The sequence below is a fragment of the Flavobacterium sp. UBA7663 genome, from assembly GCF_002483315.1.
GTDB lineage: Bacteria > Bacteroidota > Bacteroidia > Flavobacteriales > Flavobacteriaceae > Flavobacterium.
Map to the genome: position 1 here is coordinate 91,549 of NZ_DLHR01000028.1, position 16,248 is coordinate 107,796.

Below are 16,248 nucleotides of genomic sequence, written 5' to 3' on the forward strand. Positions count from 1 at the left end.
TTTTAAAAACTCCAGTCTTTATAATCAGATTTAGATTCTAATTGATTTTCGATTGCATCCTCTAAATTAGGATAAAAGTCAATCCCTGTCATTTTTTCAATTTCGTCTACCGAAACCACAAATTCATATAAAGGCTGATTTGAATTTTCATGAGGCACTAAAAAACCAATCATTTTAGAACCATCTTTAGACAGCAATACTTTATAAAAATAATTAGGCACCGAAACATCTTCTTTACCAATTGTTTTTAAATTATCGCTCAAAACACCACCAGTTACTACATATAATCCGTCACTTTTTACTGCCCAATATCTTACTTTTTCCTCTAAACGATTCCAAACACCAGAATTAAACTCATGCTCTTGCGGACTAATATTAGAAGTAAAAAAAGTTTCGTTATACTCATCAAATGAACCTTTTCTATCACCAGCCGGACACAAATGACCTTTATCGTAACCCGAATTTTTATAATTTCTCCAATCGGCTGACACAGATTCAACTAATGGATCTTGTTCAAAAAAGGGTCTATCAAAATTAGTTGCCTTTACATCGTCATTATCCAAATAATAGGCTACCCATTCGCTTTGTTCGTGCTCTTCAGAATAAGAAAAAACATAAGTGTTACGCTTGTAAACTTCTTTAGTTGTTGTTGATGGTAAAAAATCGAAATCATCAGAAATCAAACTTTTTTCAACTTGAACATCGCTTTTATTAATTGAAGTATCTTCATCAATATTAAATTCTCTACAAGAAAATATAGAAACAACTACAAGGAGATAAATGAATCTTTTCATGCTTTGGCTCAGTTTTTGTTATCTTTGTAAAGATAATTTTTAAAATCCAAAATGATGAAAATAAATTTTTTAATTCTGTTAGGTTTGTTTAGTTTACAATCTGCTTTAGCTCAAGAAACTGTAATTGATAGTGTAAAAGTTAAACAGGAAAAATTAGTTCAAGAACAACAAAAAGCCGAAAAAGAAAGAATCAAAGCCGAAGAAAAGCAAATTAAAGAAAGCCAGAAAGCGGAAAGAGAGCGCCAAAAAGCCCTGAAAGAAGCAGAAAAAGCTCAAAAACAAGCAGAAAGAGCACAAAAAGAGGCGGAAAAAGAAGTAAAAAAAGCTGAAAGAGCAGTTGCACAAAGAGAAAAGGCAAAGAAAAATACTGAAAAAGCAAAAGACAGAATTGCTAACAATAAAAAAGACTTAGAAAAAGACAAAGAAAAATTTGAAAAGCTTAAAAGAAAAGGGAAATTATCTGCAGATGATGAATTAAAATGGAGAGAAAAAATTCTTAAAAAAGAAAATAAAGCTTTAGAATTACAAATGGACTTAGAAAAAGCTGAGAACAAACTAAGAAAATTAGAATAAAAAAAATCCCGATTCTCACGAATCGGGATTTTTTTTCCTTTAAATCTATTAATTCATACTCAACTTCTGAGTAAATCCTTTTCCTTTAGTTAATAATTTAATATCAGATATAACATTTAAAGTCTCTTCCATATAAATATCCTTTTGCATTTCTTCATGCCAACGCTCTCTTTTTTGTTTTAGTAAAGTGTCTTTTTCAAACAACGCAACTTCATCAGGCAAAGAAGTAAACTGATACTTATTTTTATAGTCTGTAATAGCTTTGAACTTTTTGATCTTTAGATCTGTCGCAGCAATTTCTTTATTAAATTCGTTTAAATTTAAACTGAAGTCATTTTCATCTTTACGTTCAAAAATCCATTTTGCGTTTTCATCAATAAGATTAAAAGTTGGGTTAGAAGCAATTCTCTTCTTGCTATTTGCTATTACATTATCATAGTTAATATTTAACGGTTGATATTTTGCTGGTTCTATTTTATCCCAAGGCAATGCACTTTCTTCATCACGTTCTCCCATATCTAAATAGGCGAAACGATCTGGAAAAACAATATCACTTTTTACACCTTCACGTTGTGTTGAACCTCCATTAATTCTATAAAACTTCTGAATAGTAGTTTTTAAGGCTCCTAAATCACCATAAGAATTTCCTCTGATGAATTGATTCAAATCAATCATGTTTTGAACAGTTCCTTTACCATAAGAATGTTTACTACCTACAACAATTCCTCGTTTATAATCTTGAATTGCTGCTGCAAAAATTTCTGAAGCTGATGCCGAGAAATTATTAATCATTACTACAAGTGGTCCATCGTATTGAACTCTTTTGTCTGGATCTGGTAAAATTTCTGGATTTCTTCCTGGGGCTTTTACTTGAACAATTGGCCCTTCTGGAATAAACAATCCTACCATTTTAACAACCGTTTCTAAAGAACCTCCACCATTATCACGTAAATCCATAACAAGTCCATCGATGTTTTGTGCTTTTAGTTTTTCAATTTCAGCTGCTACATCTTTAAACGCATCACGGTTTTCTTTGTTTTCAAAACTAATATAAAATTTAGGTAAGTAAATAATTCCGTATTTCTTTCCATCTTTTTCAACTACACTTGATTTAGCGAATGTTTCCTCTGTTTCAACTTCATCTCTAATAATTGAAATAACTTTTATTGTACCATCAACTTTTTTGACTGTTAATCGAACTTCTGTTCCTTTAGGTCCTTTGATTTTTTTAACAACGTCATCTAAACGCATTCCTGCAATATCAAGAGGCTCTTCTTTTCCCTGAGCTACTTTCAATATCAAATCTCCTGCTTCTAATTCTTTTCCTCTCCAAGCCGGACCTCCAGAAATTAATTCTGAAACTTCAACTCCCGATTCTTTCTTTTGCAAACGTGCACCAATTCCTTGAAATGTTCCACTCATACTTACATCAAATTTCTCTTTATCATCTGGAGAAAAGTAGAATGTATGCGGATCGAAACGTTCCACGATAGAATTTAAAAATATAGCGAACCAATCATCTCTCTCTAACTCTTTTTCAATAAAATCAAAATACTCATTTAAAGATTTTAAAGAATTTTCTCTAACTTCTTTTTCAAGTGTCTCAAATGATTTTACTTCATATTTAGCATCATTTTTCTTTTTATCATCTTCAAGTTGTTGCTTATCTGTAATAGAAGAAAGCGCAGACAACTTTAATTGCTTTCTCCATCTGTCAACTAATTCAGATTTATTTTTACTAAATGGCAGTTTTTCATAATCTACATTTATGCTTTCATTACTATTGAAATCAAAAGGCTTATCTAAAATTTCTTCATAAATAGCTCTAGATTCTTTCATTCTTTTCAACAAACGCGAGTTTGTCAAATTAAAGAAAGTCAAATCTTTGTTTTTAATCATATCATCAATTGAAGTTTCATATTTACTGAACTCATCAATATCACTTTGAAGAAAAAATCGTTTAGTAGGATCAATATTATTTAAATATTTACTGTATACTTTTTTAGAAAAGTCATCATTTAACTCAACCGGACTATAATGCCCTTTTTCTAAAACAAAAGTTAGCAGTTCCAACAAAAGTTTATCTTTTTCTGGATCTTCCTTTTTTTCACTAGGAACAAAACTCCACAATATTGCTGATAAAGCAGTTACCAACAATATAACCTTATAATTTCTTTTCATAAATTCCACTATTCGTTTCATTGAAAAATTTTCAACTAAATTAAACAAAAAATCGTGCCACAAGTGTGCAAAATACTATAATTTTTTGTTAAACCAACAAAAATAGGCATACAAAAAAAAGGTTTTGGTTTAAATTATTTAATTTAGCAAAAAATGTACGAAGAATGTCAAAACCACTTATACTAGTAACTAACGACGATAGTATTGTTGCACCAGGAATTCGCGCTTTAATTGAAGTGATGAAAGAACTTGGTGATGTTGTAGTTGTAGCTCCAGATAGTCCACAAAGCGCGATGGGACATGCAATTACAATAAACAACACCTTAAAACTAGAAAAAGTTCATTTAGACAAAGAACTTGAACAAGAATACAGTTGTAGTGGAACTCCAGTAGATTGCGTGAAAATTGCCGTTAACGAAATTCTAAAGCGAAAACCCGACTTATGTGTTTCTGGAATCAATCACGGTTCCAATTCTTCAATTAATGTAATTTATTCTGGAACGATGAGTGCTGCGGTTGAAGCTGGAATTGAAGGAATTCCCGCAATCGGATTTTCATTGTTAGATTATAGTTGGGATGCCGATTTTGAACCCATCAAAAGTCATATCAAACAAATTGCTTCAGAAGTTTTGAAAAATGGTTTACCTGAAGGTGTAATTTTGAATGTTAATTTTCCAAAATTAAGCAAAGACGAAATAAAAGGAGTAAAAATTTGTCGTCAAGCGAAAGCTATGTGGCAAGAAGAATTTGATAAAAGAACAAATCCACAAGGAAAAGAATATTATTGGTTAACTGGTAAGTTTGTCAATTTAGACAAAGGAACGGATACGGACGAATGGGCGCTAGAAAATGGTTACATCTCAATTGTTCCTGTACAATTTGATTTAACAGCACATCATGCAATGCAACAATTGAATTCTTGGGAATTATAAAATCAGACTATTAGAAAATGAAATCACCACTAATAAAAATTTGCGAAGCAAAACCAAAATTAAAAGGTGATAACATATGTTACCAATAAAAAATATGATTTAAACATATGAAATATTACATCATAGCAGGAGAAGCTTCGGGCGATTTACACGGTTCGAATTTGATGAAAGCTTTGTACGAAAAAGATCCATCAGCCGAAATTCGTTTTTGGGGTGGTGATTTGATGCAGAATGTTGGCGGAACTTTAGTAAAACACTATCGCGAATTAGCATTTATGGGTTTTATTGAAGTCATCATGAACTTAAAAACCATTTTGAACAACATCAAAATTTGTAAAAAAGACATTGAAGCCTTTCAACCTGATGTGATTATTTTTATCGATTATCCTGGATTTAATATGCGCATTGCGACTTGGGCAAAAGAGCGAAATATTCCAACACATTACTACATTTCGCCTCAAATTTGGGCTTGGAAAGAAAATCGTATCAAAGCCATTAAACGCGATGTGGATTTTATGTATGTAATTCTTCCGTTTGAGAAAGATTTTTACGAGAAAAAACACAATTTTCCAGTTCATTTTGTAGGTCATCCGTTAATAGATGCCATTGCAAGTAGAACTGAAGTTTCGGATGAAAGTTTCAGAAAAGAAAATCAGTTATCTGAAAAACCAATTATAGCTTTATTACCAGGAAGTAGAAAGCAAGAAATTTCCAAAATGCTTTCGATTATGCTTTCGGTAACCAACGATTTTCCAGATTATCAATTTGTGATTGCGGGCGCTCCAAGTCAGGAATATGAATTTTACAAAACATTTTTAACGAATGAAAACGTGAAATTTATTTCGAATAAAACTTATGATTTATTGAGTCATTCTCATGCTGCATTAGTAACTTCTGGAACCGCAACTTTAGAAACAGCATTATTCAATGTTCCTGAAGTGGTTTGTTATAAAGGAAGTTACATTTCGTACCAAATTGCTAAACGAATTATTACTTTAAAATACATTTCGTTAGTGAATTTAATCATGGACAAAGAAGTGGTGAAAGAACTCATTCAGGAAGAATTGAATACGAATAACTTAAAATTAGAATTAAATAAAATTCTGAATTCAGATAGTCGTACCATCTTATTGAATAATTATGCTGAATTAAAACAAAAATTAGGAGGAGAAGGTGCAAGCAAAAAAACAGCTGAACTGATTGTAAATTCTTTCAAAAAATAAAGAATGTTGGTTCAAAACATTTGGTTCGAATGGTATTTTTTATATTTTTGAAATAAGGAAGTCCCAACTACTTAAAACCAAATACTACTTCAAAAGCAAAGTGTTTGAAAGTATTTAAGTTTCCTTTACTCACCATTACCATTAGTTTTGCAATAGGCATTATTGCAGAATATTACTTGCAATGGAGTTTGTCTACTCTTATCATTTCATTGTTTTTGTGTTTAGGTATTTTTTGTTTTCTATTTTGGAAAAGCAAAAAAGCTTTGCTTCAAAATACTCTTTTCGGAATTGCCACTTACCTACTCGCTTTTACTTTAGGAATGATGAGTTTTTATATTCATTCCGATTTAAATGCGAAAAATCATTACTCTAAACAATCGTTTGAAGAAACAAATAGCATTCGAGCAATCGTTTCGACCACACTAAAACCGAACGAAAAATTCAACAAATATTTTGTAACACTTTCACATTTTAATGATTCAATAGCTTCAGGGAAAATATTACTTTATGTTCCAAAAACAAACAATGAAACCTTACATTCAGGTGATGAGATTTGGTTAAATAATCCCGTTTATCCAATTCCAAAAGCTTTCAATCCCTATCAATTTGACTATTCAAAATATTTAGAAAAACAAAACGTATTTCATCAGATTTACACAAATGAAAATCAAATTAAAATTATTCAAACCCATAAAACAATTGATTTTTACGTTGAAAATTTAAGAAACAATTTGAGTAAAAGTTTTGATATTCATCATTTTGAACCCAAAACTAAAGCCATTATTGACGCTTTAATTTTAGGGCAACGATTAGAATTAGATAAAGAAACCATTGCCGATTATTCCAATGCTGGTGTGATTCACATTTTAGCGATTTCAGGATTACACATTTCCATCATTTATTTCTTTCTCGTGTTCTTGTTAAAACCTTTAAAAAGAGTTCGTTTTGGTGCGGAAATTCAATTACTAATCGTCTTAGGGGTTTTATGGTTATTTGCTTTGCTTACTGGTTTGCCAGCATCGGTAACAAGAGCTGTAACTTTATTTAGCTTTATTAGTATTGGAAATTACTTTAACCAACCAAAAGCAATTTATAACGCCCTAGCTATTTCAGCTTTTCTTATTTTATTAATAAAACCTAATTCAATTTTCGATATTGGCTTTCAATTAAGTTATGCAGCAGTTATATCGATTGTGTTATTTCAACCTTTTTACAAAAAGTTCTATTTTTCCGAAAACAAAATTGCAGTTTACTTTACCGATACCGTTTTGGTTTCCTTAGCTGCACAAATTGGCGTTTTGCCTTTGAGTTTGTATTATTTTAACCAATTACCCTTATTATTTTTATTAGCTAATTTGGTAATCATTCCGCTATCGAGTTTGGTGTTGATTGTTGGAATTGTGATTTTACCACTTAATTATGTACTTCCATCCGCTGCGGTTTTCTTAGGTAAAATTTTAGAATTCAGTATTCAATTTATGAACAATTATATCCATTGGATTGCACAATTTAAAAGCGGAATCATAACTAATATTTCGTTTTCAGGTTGGCTCACTTTTTCATTGTATTTAGTTATAATTGCTTTTATATATTGGCTTTATCATACAAAAGAAAAAAACATAAAATATATTTTAGGAACACTTTTAATTTTTCAATTGAGCTACATCAGTATAAAATGGAGCGAAAATAACAGCAGTGAATTAGTAATTTTCAATGAAAAAACAACGCTAATTGGCATCAAAAATCAAAACAACGTTATGGCTTTTAGCGATATTCCGGAAAATCATAACGCCACTTTACAACACTACACCCGAGGAACCTTTTCAGATTCGTTGCGCATTTTCCCATTGCAAAACACGATTTCTTTTCAGGGTAAAAGAATTTTAGTTATTGATAGTTTAGGGATTTACAAAACCTCAATTCGCCCAGAAATAATTGTATTAACTCAAAACCCAAAAATTAATCTAACTCGATTATTAAACGAAGTAAAACCTAATTTAATTATAGCCGATAAAAGCAACTACAAAAACACCATTAAACTTTGGGAAGCTACTTGTAGAAAAGAGAAAATCCCTTTTCATGCTATTGCCGAAAAGGGATTCTATAGATTGAGATAATTCTTATTTTTTCTGAATAATCTGATTAGCTCCGCTAAGCCAAGCTTGTGGACCTCCTGCTACATATCCTGTACTTCCTAAAGCGTTCAAATTTATCTTAGCTTCAGCCGTTTTTGTAGCACTTACAAACCAAACGGTTGGATATCCATTAACTTGTAATTGTTGTTGTAATTGTGCATTCTGAAGTTTTACCGCGTCAGTTTGATTGTTTTTTCTTGGAAAATCCAATTCCACTAAAACCACATTATCTTTTGCCCATTTGATAAATTCTGGGGTTTTGAAAACTTCTTTTTGCAAACGAATACACCATCCACACCAATCTGAACCTGTAAAAAACAAGAACATCGGTTTATTTTCTTTTATCGAAATATCGGTTGCTTTTGACATATCAGTATGCCAAGTTAATTCTTCTTGCGCTTGCATTGACATACTAGTCAAAGTTAAAAACGCTATTACTAAAATCTTCTTCATATTTTAAATTTTATAAAACAAAATTAAGCAAATTGGATGCCAAAAACAGCTATTACTTAACTTCTTGCATTAATTTTTTAACTAAAGGTGATATCGCGATTAAAACAACTCCAGCAATTAGAGCATAAATGGCCAATTGTTGGTAGCCATCTGCATAAGTATTTAACTTTTCTAAATTTGTCATATTTTTAGACGCACTTGCAATATTTGCACCTAATAAACCTGCAAAATATTGACCGTAAGCACTTGCTAAAAACCACATTCCCATAATAACTGCTTGTGTTTTTTGTGGCGATAATTTTGTCATGGCGCTCATTCCAATAGGAGACAAACACAATTCTCCAAATGTGATTACAAACCATCCGAATGTAAATAAATCTAATGAAGTTTTTCCATCTGGTCCTGCAAAAAACTTAGTATAATAAAACACCCAAAAACCTCCTGCTAAAAACAGAAAAGCTAGTCCAAATTTAATAATTGTATTAGGCTCAATTTTTTTCTTTGCCATCCAAAGCCAAACCATACCCACTAATGCTGCGAAAGCAATTACAAAGAAAGAATTTGCTGAGTTGTTTACACCATTAGGATCTAAAGAAATTCCCAAAACTGTATTGTTTAAATTCTCAGCAGCAAAATCACTTAAAGAACCTCCACTTTGTTCGAAAAACGCCCAAAAAACAATTGAAAATAGCATAAAAATAACTGCCGCAATTAACTTTTTATTTTCAGCTATTGAAAAACCTCGCATTTCATAGGCTAAATATAGCAATGAAAATGGACCAATGGTATACATAAAGTAATCTGTATACTCTGTATTAGAAACCATTACGATTATTATTGGAATAATCAAAATAGAACCTAAATAAGTTGACCATTCATAAATTTTTCTTTTTCCAGATTCAATATGTTGCAAAGGCGATAAACCAATATTTCCTAAACTTTTTTGAGTTTGTGTAAAAGTCAATAAACTAATAACCATAACAACAGCTGCCAATCCAAAAGCAATATTCCATTCTAAACCTTCAGGTATGATAGAAGATAACATCTCTCTTTTTCCAACAGCTATACAAACATAACCACCAATTAAAGCGCCTAAATTAACACCCGCATAAAATAATGAAAATCCAGCATCAGTTCTAGTATCACCTTCTCTGTAAAGTTTACCAACCATCGATGAGATATTAGGTTTAAAAAAACCAGTTCCTACAATGGTAAAACTCACTCCTACGAAAAACATAGATTTTGGATCGATTGCTAAAATTAAACTTCCAACAATCATTAATAAACCACCCCAAAATAAAGATTTTCTGAATCCAAAAATTTTATCGGCAAATAGACCTCCAATAAACGTAAAAGCATACACCCATGCTTGAGTAGCGCCATACTGAAGATTAGCCGCTTCTTTGTCCATTAGTAAATGATGAACCATATAGAAGTAAAGCATTCCTCGCATTCCATAGAAACAGAAACGCTCCCACATTTCGCTAAAGAATAAATACCAAAGTTGCTTTGGGTATTTTCCTTTAAAATTTTGAATTTCTTCTATTGTTTGCATCTTAGTGAATTCCTTTTTCTTGCATTACTTTATTCAATTGTTTCAACAAAATGAACATTAATAAAGTAGCAAACATTAATAATCCGAAGTTAATCCAAAAGAAATCTTGCTTGTTATCGTATGTATCCCAAAGACTTGCTAAAACCCCACTCAATTTATTTCCGATAGAAGTTGATAAGAACCAACCGCCCATCATTAAAGAAGTGATATTTGTAGGACTTAATTTAGAAACCACTGATAATCCCATCGGGCTTAAGAATAACTCTCCAATGGTGATAACCCCGTAATTAGCAACTAACCACCAAACACTTACTTTTTCAGAACCGTTTGCTCCCATATTTACCGCAGCAATCATTACTAAAACGGATAAAGCCGAAATCAATAAACCAAAGGCGATTTTTGTTGGTGTTGAAGGTTCTTTTTTTCTACTTCTTAAGAAAGTGAAGAATGCAACAACTAAAGGCGTTAAAATAATAACCCAACCTGGATTTATAGACTGACTTAAATTGGTTGCCCAAAGCGAAACTTTAGAACCTTCTTCAGGTAATTTATCTTTGGCTACGTTTCTAAAATAAACTGGATAATCAACTGTTTTTTGAACTTCTCCGTCAACTTTTTGAATACGGAAACTGGCATCGTATAATTCAACAATATCTTTTTTGTATTCTACCTCTTTGGCTAGTTTTAATCCATTAAAAACGGTTTGTGTGGTTCCTGTGATTTCTCTATCAGTATAACGGTCAGCCCAAGTGTTTAATGCAGAACCATTCAATTTGAAAACACCCCAAAATAAAATTACAACTGCGAAAATGGTTAACAAAGCACCAATAGGTCTTTTGTCTTCCACTTTGGCTTTGAAGTACAAACTTCCGTAGAAGAAAATTACTGGAATACAAGCAAAAATAAAGGCATCTGTACTATCCGAACCAAATATATAACCATTCGGATTTGCTTCAGAAGTTACTCCTTTTAACAGCCAACCAATAACTCCAAAAACTGCTGATGGTAATAAAATGAAAAGTACAATTTTATAGAAAGGCATGTCGCCAGGTTGCACTCCTTTTTTCTCGGTTTGATTTCCATAATGTTTTGTTCCTAATAAGAAAACAATAACTCCTATAAACATTCCAACACCAGCTGCCATGAAAGCGTATTGCCAACCTAATAGAATTTGTAAAGCTGCTCCAAAGAAGTTACAAATGAACGCTCCAACATTAATTCCCATGTAGAAAATATTGTAACCCTCATCTTTTTTGTCTTTGAATTTATCCTCAGTATAGAAGTTACCTAAAAGTGTTGAGATATTTGGTTTGAAGAAACCGTTACCAACGATAACTAATGTCATGGCAATGTAAAGCATCGTAATGTCATGAATTCCCATCATGAAATAACCAGCTCCCATCATAATACCACCAATTACGATAGATTTTTTGTAGCCCCAATATCTATCGGCAACTAAACCGCCAATAAAAGGCGTTAAAAATACCAAAGCGATAAAAGTTCCGTATAAATCGGATGCTTCTTTCTCGGTCATGGCGAATCCGGCTTCAACATCTTTAAGATATAAGGTAAAAATACCAATCATTAAATAGTAACCGAAACGTTCCCACATTTCAGATAAAAACAAGTAAGGCAATGCTTTAGGATGACTTTTCCACATAATTTATTGTATTTAAAAAAACAAACCTACAAGGGTTTCTTGTAGGTTTGAAAGATATAAAAATATTTTTTAATAATTATCGAATGCCGTGCATCATCTTTTTAATTACTGGAGTTAATGCAAATAAAATTGCTGCTGCTATTCCACATAAAACAACGAAAACCATAAAGAAATCATATAATGTTCGTATTTTATTGCCAGCAAATTCAGGATATTCTGCAGAAATAATCTTTTTCTCTTTGATGATTTTTAATTCCTCAACAGTGAAAGTTGTATCGGTAGCTTTAAAATTATTAACAAAAACTGTTTTATTCTTTTGCGCTAACTCTTTTTCGCTTTTAATTTTTAAAATATTCTCTAATTTAGAATTGATATCTATCTTATTTTCAGCTGCCAATTCTTTGTCAACTTTAGCTAAATTTAATTTTGCTAAAGAAAATAATTCTGCTGCTTCAGGGTCTTTTGTTTCATCTAAAATTGCTCTCAAATCAATATTTTCTTTTTGAGCCGCCATATATTTATCACCTGTTGGAGGTAAAATTGAACCTAAAGTACCTGAAAGAGCGTAACCAGCAGCATTTGAAATAAAGAAAACGCCATAAGCCAAAGAAGCGAAACGTTTTGGAGATAATTTACCAACCAATGAAAGTCCTATTGGAGACAAACATAATTCAGCACATGTTTGAATCAAATATAATAGAATTAACCATTTAATTGCCAACAAACCTTCGTTACCTAAATCTTTTACATTATGAGCTATTATAAAATAACTTACTGCAATTAACAATAAACCGATTGATTGTTTAACCGTCGAAAGAGGTTCGTTGTTTTTTGCTCTTAACTTATCCCATAAAATACTAAATGGAAATGCTAATAAAACAACAAATAAACCATTAAAAATTTGCACCATTGACGGTGGCATATTCCAACCAAAAAAGCTTCTATCTGTTTGATTATCTGCAATAAAAGTTAACGAAGAGCCCGCTTGCTCAAACGCTGCCCAAAAGAAAATAATAAAGAATGACATTATATAAATTACCCAAATTCTTTGTGTTTCTACTTTAGTTAATGTTTTATCTAATAAAATTAACACCGCTAAGGCTACACCACTAGCATATATAATTGGATAAATAATAGATTTAACAACATTATTTCCATCTGTAAAATAATTAAACACGAAGAAAACAGCTGCAAAAACTACTAACGAAATAAAAATAGAACCCATAGTAAAATGAGCTTTTTGCGACTCACCTTCTTCAAAGTCTCCAGCATCATTTTTTGAAGGCAAACCACCTATCTCTTTTCCTTCTGGTGTAACTACATATTTATTTTTCAGAAAATAAAATACTGCGGTTCCTATTAACATTGCTAAAGCCGCAGCTAAAAATCCCCATTTAAAAGCATGAATATCTCTAAGTCCACCAGCATCTTTTACATCTCCTAAAATAGGACAGATAAATTGACCTAAGAAAGCCCCAATGTTTATACCCATATAAAAGATAGTAAAAGCAGTATCTAATTTGCTTTTTTCTTGCTTTGGATATAGACTTCCAACCATTGATGAAATATTTGGTTTGAAGAATCCATTACCAAAAATGATAATTCCTAAAGCTGACCAAAGTAATGTGTTTGCCAAAGATAAATTTGAGCCAAATACACTCGCACTAAAAAACAACAACAACTGTCCTGCGGCCATCATTAATCCGCCCAACATAATACAATTTCTGTTACCTAAAAATCTGTCTGCAATAAAACCCCCTAACATTGGTGTTAGATAACACAATCCAAGAAATCCCCCATAAATTAAAGAAGCATCTGCTTCTTTCATCATTAAAGCGTTTACCATGAACAATGTTAAGATTGCTCGCATTCCGTAGAAATTGAAACGCTCCCACATTTCGGTTCCAAATAAAACCCATAGTCCTTTTGGATGGCTTTGTTTAGCTGCTACTTCACTCATATAAATTAGTTTTAGTTTATTGGTTTATTATAATTTTTCTTTAATAAAATTCGTCATTTTAGTATACAATTGTAAGCGTGTTTTTCCGCCGTAAATTCCATGATTTTTATCTGGATAAATTGCCCAATCGAATTGTTTGTTTGCCTGAACTAATGCTTCTACCATTTTCATGGTGTTTTGAACATGTACGTTATCGTCAGCAGTTCCATGAATTAATAAAAAGTTTCCTTTTAATTTACTTACGTGATTAATTGGCGAATTATTATCATAACCACTAGCGTTTTCTTGTGGAGTTTGCATGTAACGCTCAGTGTAAATACTATCGTAATATCTCCAAGAAGTTACTGGAGCTACCGCAATTGCCATTTTGAATACATCAGCTCCTTGAAACAAACAGTTTGACGACATGAATCCGCCATAACTCCATCCAAAAATTCCTATTCTTGAAGGGTCAACGTAGTTGTATTTTCCAATTACTTTTGCTGCATCAATTTGATCTTCTACTTCGTATTTTCCTAATTCTTTTTGTGTGCACTTTTTGAAAGCGGCTCCTTTGAAACCTGTTCCTCTTCCGTCAACACAAGCTACAATGTAGCCTTGTTGTGCTAACATCATAAACCAATAATCATTAGTTCCGTTCCAAGTGTTTGCAACTTGTTGCGAACCTGGTCCAGAATATTGAAACATAAAAACTGGATATTTCTTAGTCGCATCAAAGTTTTTTGGTTTAATCATCCAAGCGTTTAATTGCTGACCTTTTTCGGTAGTTAATACAAAAAACTCTTTTGGAGTAACATCATATTTTGCTAACTTAGCTTCAACAGCCTCATTAGAAACAATTGTTTTTACAACTGTCCCAATTTTTGAATTGTTTAAAGTATAAGTTGGCGCAGATGTGGCACTTGAATAGGTATTGATGAAGAATTGGAAATTCGGGCTAAAAGTTGCCGAATTTGTTCCTGTTTTTGATGACAATCTCATTTTAGATTTTCCGTCAATTTTGACAGCGTAAACGTCTCTATTAATTGAACCATTTTCAACCGATTGATAGTAAATCATTCCCGATTTTTCATCAAAACCGTAATAGTTAGTCACTTCCCATTTACCAGAAGTAATTTGTTTTTTCAATTTACCTGATTTGTCATAGTGGTAAATATGATTGAATCCGTCTTTTTCTGATGTCCAAATAAAGCTATTATCTTTTAGGAAGGTTAAGTTGTCGGTCACATCAACGTATGCTTTATCTTTTTCGTTTAAAACAATTTTTGTAGTTCCTGCATTAGCATCTACAAAATGTAAGTCTAAGTTATTTTGATGGCGATTCATTACTTGAACGCTTAAAGTAGCAGCGTCATTCGTCCATTTGATTCTTGGAATATAAAAATCTTTGTAATCTCCCAAATTGATTTTCTTAGTAGTTCCTGATTTTAAATCGAAAATATGTAAAGAAACGATTGCGTTTTTCTCACCCGCTTTTGGATATTTGAAAACTGTTTGTGTTGGATATAATCCTTCGTTATACATATCCATTGAAAATTCTGGAACTTCGGTTTCATCAAATTTGATGTACGCAATTTTTGTTCCCGTTACATTCCAATCATAAGCTTTTACGAATGCAAATTCTTCTTCATACACCCAATCCGTAATACCATTGATGATTTTATTTTTTTGTCCGTCTTGCGTAATTTGAATTTTAGCTCCCGAAACTAAATCGTGAATGTATAAATTGTTTTCAAAAGCATATGAAATTTTAGTTCCATCAGCGCTAAAAGTAGGTTCTTGAATAGCGTTTGTAGTAAAACTGCTCACTGTTTTAGATGGAATATCGTAAATAAAATATTCAGCAGTGAAAGAATGACGAAAAATAGGATTTGATTTAGTAGCAATTAAAATCTTTTCCTCGTTTTTATCAAAGGAATAACTATCAATTGAAGTTACTTCTGAATGATTCTTGGTATCAAAAAGTGTACTTATTTTTTCTAAAGTTGCAAAATCATACAAATCGATTTGATAACTTTTTGAATTTCTATCGTAATTTAACACCGTGTATTGGTTGGTGTTTTTCATTGCACTCAAAGCGTCCATTCCTTTTGTTCTGAAAGCACCGCCCCAAATTTCTTCTAAAGTAATTTTTTGTTGAGCTACTACTGATAATGAGCTCACTACAAAAAGCAATACTGCTAAACTGTATTTTTTCATAATAAATATGTTCTTAAAGACCCCAATTTTAGTGAAAATATATGAATTAACCATAATTTTAACTTCATTTAATAAAGTTTTTGATTTTTAAAAAATATTTAGTTACATTTATAATTAAAATGAACCCCTTAAATAAATGATAGTAACGCTACAAAATGGATTATTTTTTTTTTCCAACATACTTGCTGTTGCTAATTTATATGTATTTGTTTATTTAATTCTTCTTTTAGCTGTTTTTGGACTGTTTTTTAATTTTCAATTAAAATCATCTAATATCGATTTTAGAACTTTAAGAAACACTATAAACCATCATTCTAACACGCAATACAGATATTATTTTTTATATCTCGGATTAATATTTCCTGTTGCCGAATTGTTCTATTTGATTTTTAATGAATCTAAAAGCGTTAATTCTTATTTTGAATTTCTCATTGGTGCCTTTTGTGTTTTCATTTTCATAATAACATCAAAAAAAGAAATAGCTAAATTCAGTTACACCATTTTTAGAATTTGTTTTTATTTACTCCTTTTATCTGTAATCTATGGTTTTTTTAAAGAAAAGATGAATTTTCTTTTGTTTTCA

Annotated in this window: 11 protein-coding genes; 4 read left to right on the forward strand and 7 right to left on the reverse strand. The window is 31.5% G+C overall.

Annotation, left to right across the window (positions count from 1 at the left end):
• Nucleotides 1-2: 2 nt before the first annotated feature.
• Nucleotides 3-794, reverse strand: coding sequence for a DNA/RNA non-specific endonuclease (locus B2741_RS12260; protein ID WP_291139349.1), 792 nt, complete (start codon nt 792-794; stop codon nt 3-5).
• Nucleotides 795-848: 54 nt separating this feature from the next.
• Between B2741_RS12260 and B2741_RS12265 the strand changes: the two genes are divergently transcribed.
• Nucleotides 849-1,367, forward strand: a complete 519-nt coding sequence (locus B2741_RS12265) for a hypothetical protein (RefSeq protein ID WP_291139352.1) — start codon at nt 849-851, stop codon at nt 1,365-1,367.
• A gap of 48 nt (nt 1,368-1,415) precedes the next feature.
• Here B2741_RS12265 and B2741_RS12270 read toward each other — a convergent pair whose 3' ends face one another.
• Nucleotides 1,416-3,569 carry a carboxy terminal-processing peptidase gene (locus tag B2741_RS12270; protein WP_291139355.1) on the reverse strand — a complete coding sequence of 718 codons (2,154 nt, stop codon included), beginning with the start codon at nt 3,567-3,569 and terminating at the stop codon, nt 1,416-1,418.
• A 143-nt stretch (nt 3,570-3,712) separates the two neighbouring features.
• Here B2741_RS12270 and surE point away from each other — a divergent pair, with 143 nt between their 5' ends.
• From surE to B2741_RS12285, 3 genes are all read left to right on the forward strand, one after another.
• Nucleotides 3,713-4,480: a 5'/3'-nucleotidase SurE gene (gene surE / locus B2741_RS12275; RefSeq protein ID WP_291139358.1), complete on the forward strand. Its 768-nt coding sequence runs from the start codon at nt 3,713-3,715 to the stop codon at nt 4,478-4,480.
• 107 nt (nt 4,481-4,587) lie between these two features.
• Entirely contained in the window at nt 4,588-5,703 is a 1,116-nt protein-coding gene (lpxB, locus tag B2741_RS12280; protein ID WP_291139361.1) for a lipid-A-disaccharide synthase, read from the forward strand.
• Nucleotides 5,704-5,807: 104 nt separating this feature from the next.
• Complete coding sequence (locus B2741_RS12285; protein WP_291139364.1) at nt 5,808-7,820, forward strand: ComEC/Rec2 family competence protein; 2,013 nt, start codon at nt 5,808-5,810, stop codon at nt 7,818-7,820.
• 3 nt (nt 7,821-7,823) lie between these two features.
• On the opposite strand, the gene B2741_RS12290 is transcribed toward B2741_RS12285, so the two are convergent.
• The 5 genes from B2741_RS12290 to B2741_RS12310 all read right to left on the reverse strand — a co-directional run bounded on the left by B2741_RS12290 (nt 7,824) and on the right by B2741_RS12310 (nt 15,665).
• Nucleotides 7,824-8,291 (reverse strand): thioredoxin family protein, encoded by a 468-nt coding sequence (locus B2741_RS12290; RefSeq protein ID WP_291139367.1) that lies wholly within the window; start codon nt 8,289-8,291, stop codon nt 7,824-7,826.
• 52 nt (nt 8,292-8,343) lie between these two features.
• On the reverse strand, nt 8,344-9,846 hold the full coding sequence (locus B2741_RS12295; protein WP_291139370.1) for a peptide MFS transporter: 1,503 nt from the start codon (nt 9,844-9,846) through the stop codon (nt 8,344-8,346).
• A 1-nt stretch (nt 9,847) separates the two neighbouring features.
• The gene (locus B2741_RS12300) at nt 9,848-11,506 is read right to left on the reverse strand and encodes a peptide MFS transporter (protein WP_291139373.1); all 1,659 of its coding nucleotides are present in this window, start codon (nt 11,504-11,506) and stop codon (nt 9,848-9,850) included.
• 76 nt (nt 11,507-11,582) lie between these two features.
• Nucleotides 11,583-13,466, reverse strand: a complete 1,884-nt coding sequence (locus tag B2741_RS12305; protein WP_291139376.1) for a peptide MFS transporter — start codon at nt 13,464-13,466, stop codon at nt 11,583-11,585.
• 27 nt (nt 13,467-13,493) lie between these two features.
• Nucleotides 13,494-15,665, reverse strand: a complete 2,172-nt coding sequence (locus B2741_RS12310) for a S9 family peptidase (protein WP_291139381.1) — start codon at nt 15,663-15,665, stop codon at nt 13,494-13,496.
• Between the last annotated feature and the right edge of the window lie 583 nt (nt 15,666-16,248).

Excerpts from the sequence above, each read along its gene's own strand:
- B2741_RS12260 (WP_291139349.1), bottom strand. The coding sequence starts at position 794 with ATGAAAAGATTCATTTATCTCCTTGTAGTTGTTTCTATATTTTCTTGT.
- B2741_RS12265 (WP_291139352.1), top strand. The coding sequence starts at position 849 with ATGAAAATAAATTTTTTAATTCTGTTAGGTTTGTTTAGTTTACAATCT.
- B2741_RS12270 (WP_291139355.1), bottom strand. The coding sequence starts at position 3,569 with ATGAAACGAATAGTGGAATTTATGAAAAGAAATTATAAGGTTATATTG.
- surE (WP_291139358.1), top strand. The coding sequence starts at position 3,713 with ATGTCAAAACCACTTATACTAGTAACTAACGACGATAGTATTGTTGCA.
- lpxB (WP_291139361.1), top strand. The coding sequence starts at position 4,588 with ATGAAATATTACATCATAGCAGGAGAAGCTTCGGGCGATTTACACGGT.
- B2741_RS12290 (WP_291139367.1), bottom strand. The coding sequence starts at position 8,291 with ATGAAGAAGATTTTAGTAATAGCGTTTTTAACTTTGACTAGTATGTCA.
- B2741_RS12295 (WP_291139370.1), bottom strand. The coding sequence starts at position 9,846 with ATGCAAACAATAGAAGAAATTCAAAATTTTAAAGGAAAATACCCAAAG.
- B2741_RS12300 (WP_291139373.1), bottom strand. The coding sequence starts at position 11,506 with ATGTGGAAAAGTCATCCTAAAGCATTGCCTTACTTGTTTTTATCTGAA.
- B2741_RS12305 (WP_291139376.1), bottom strand. The coding sequence starts at position 13,466 with ATGAGTGAAGTAGCAGCTAAACAAAGCCATCCAAAAGGACTATGGGTT.
- B2741_RS12310 (WP_291139381.1), bottom strand. The coding sequence starts at position 15,665 with ATGAAAAAATACAGTTTAGCAGTATTGCTTTTTGTAGTGAGCTCATTA.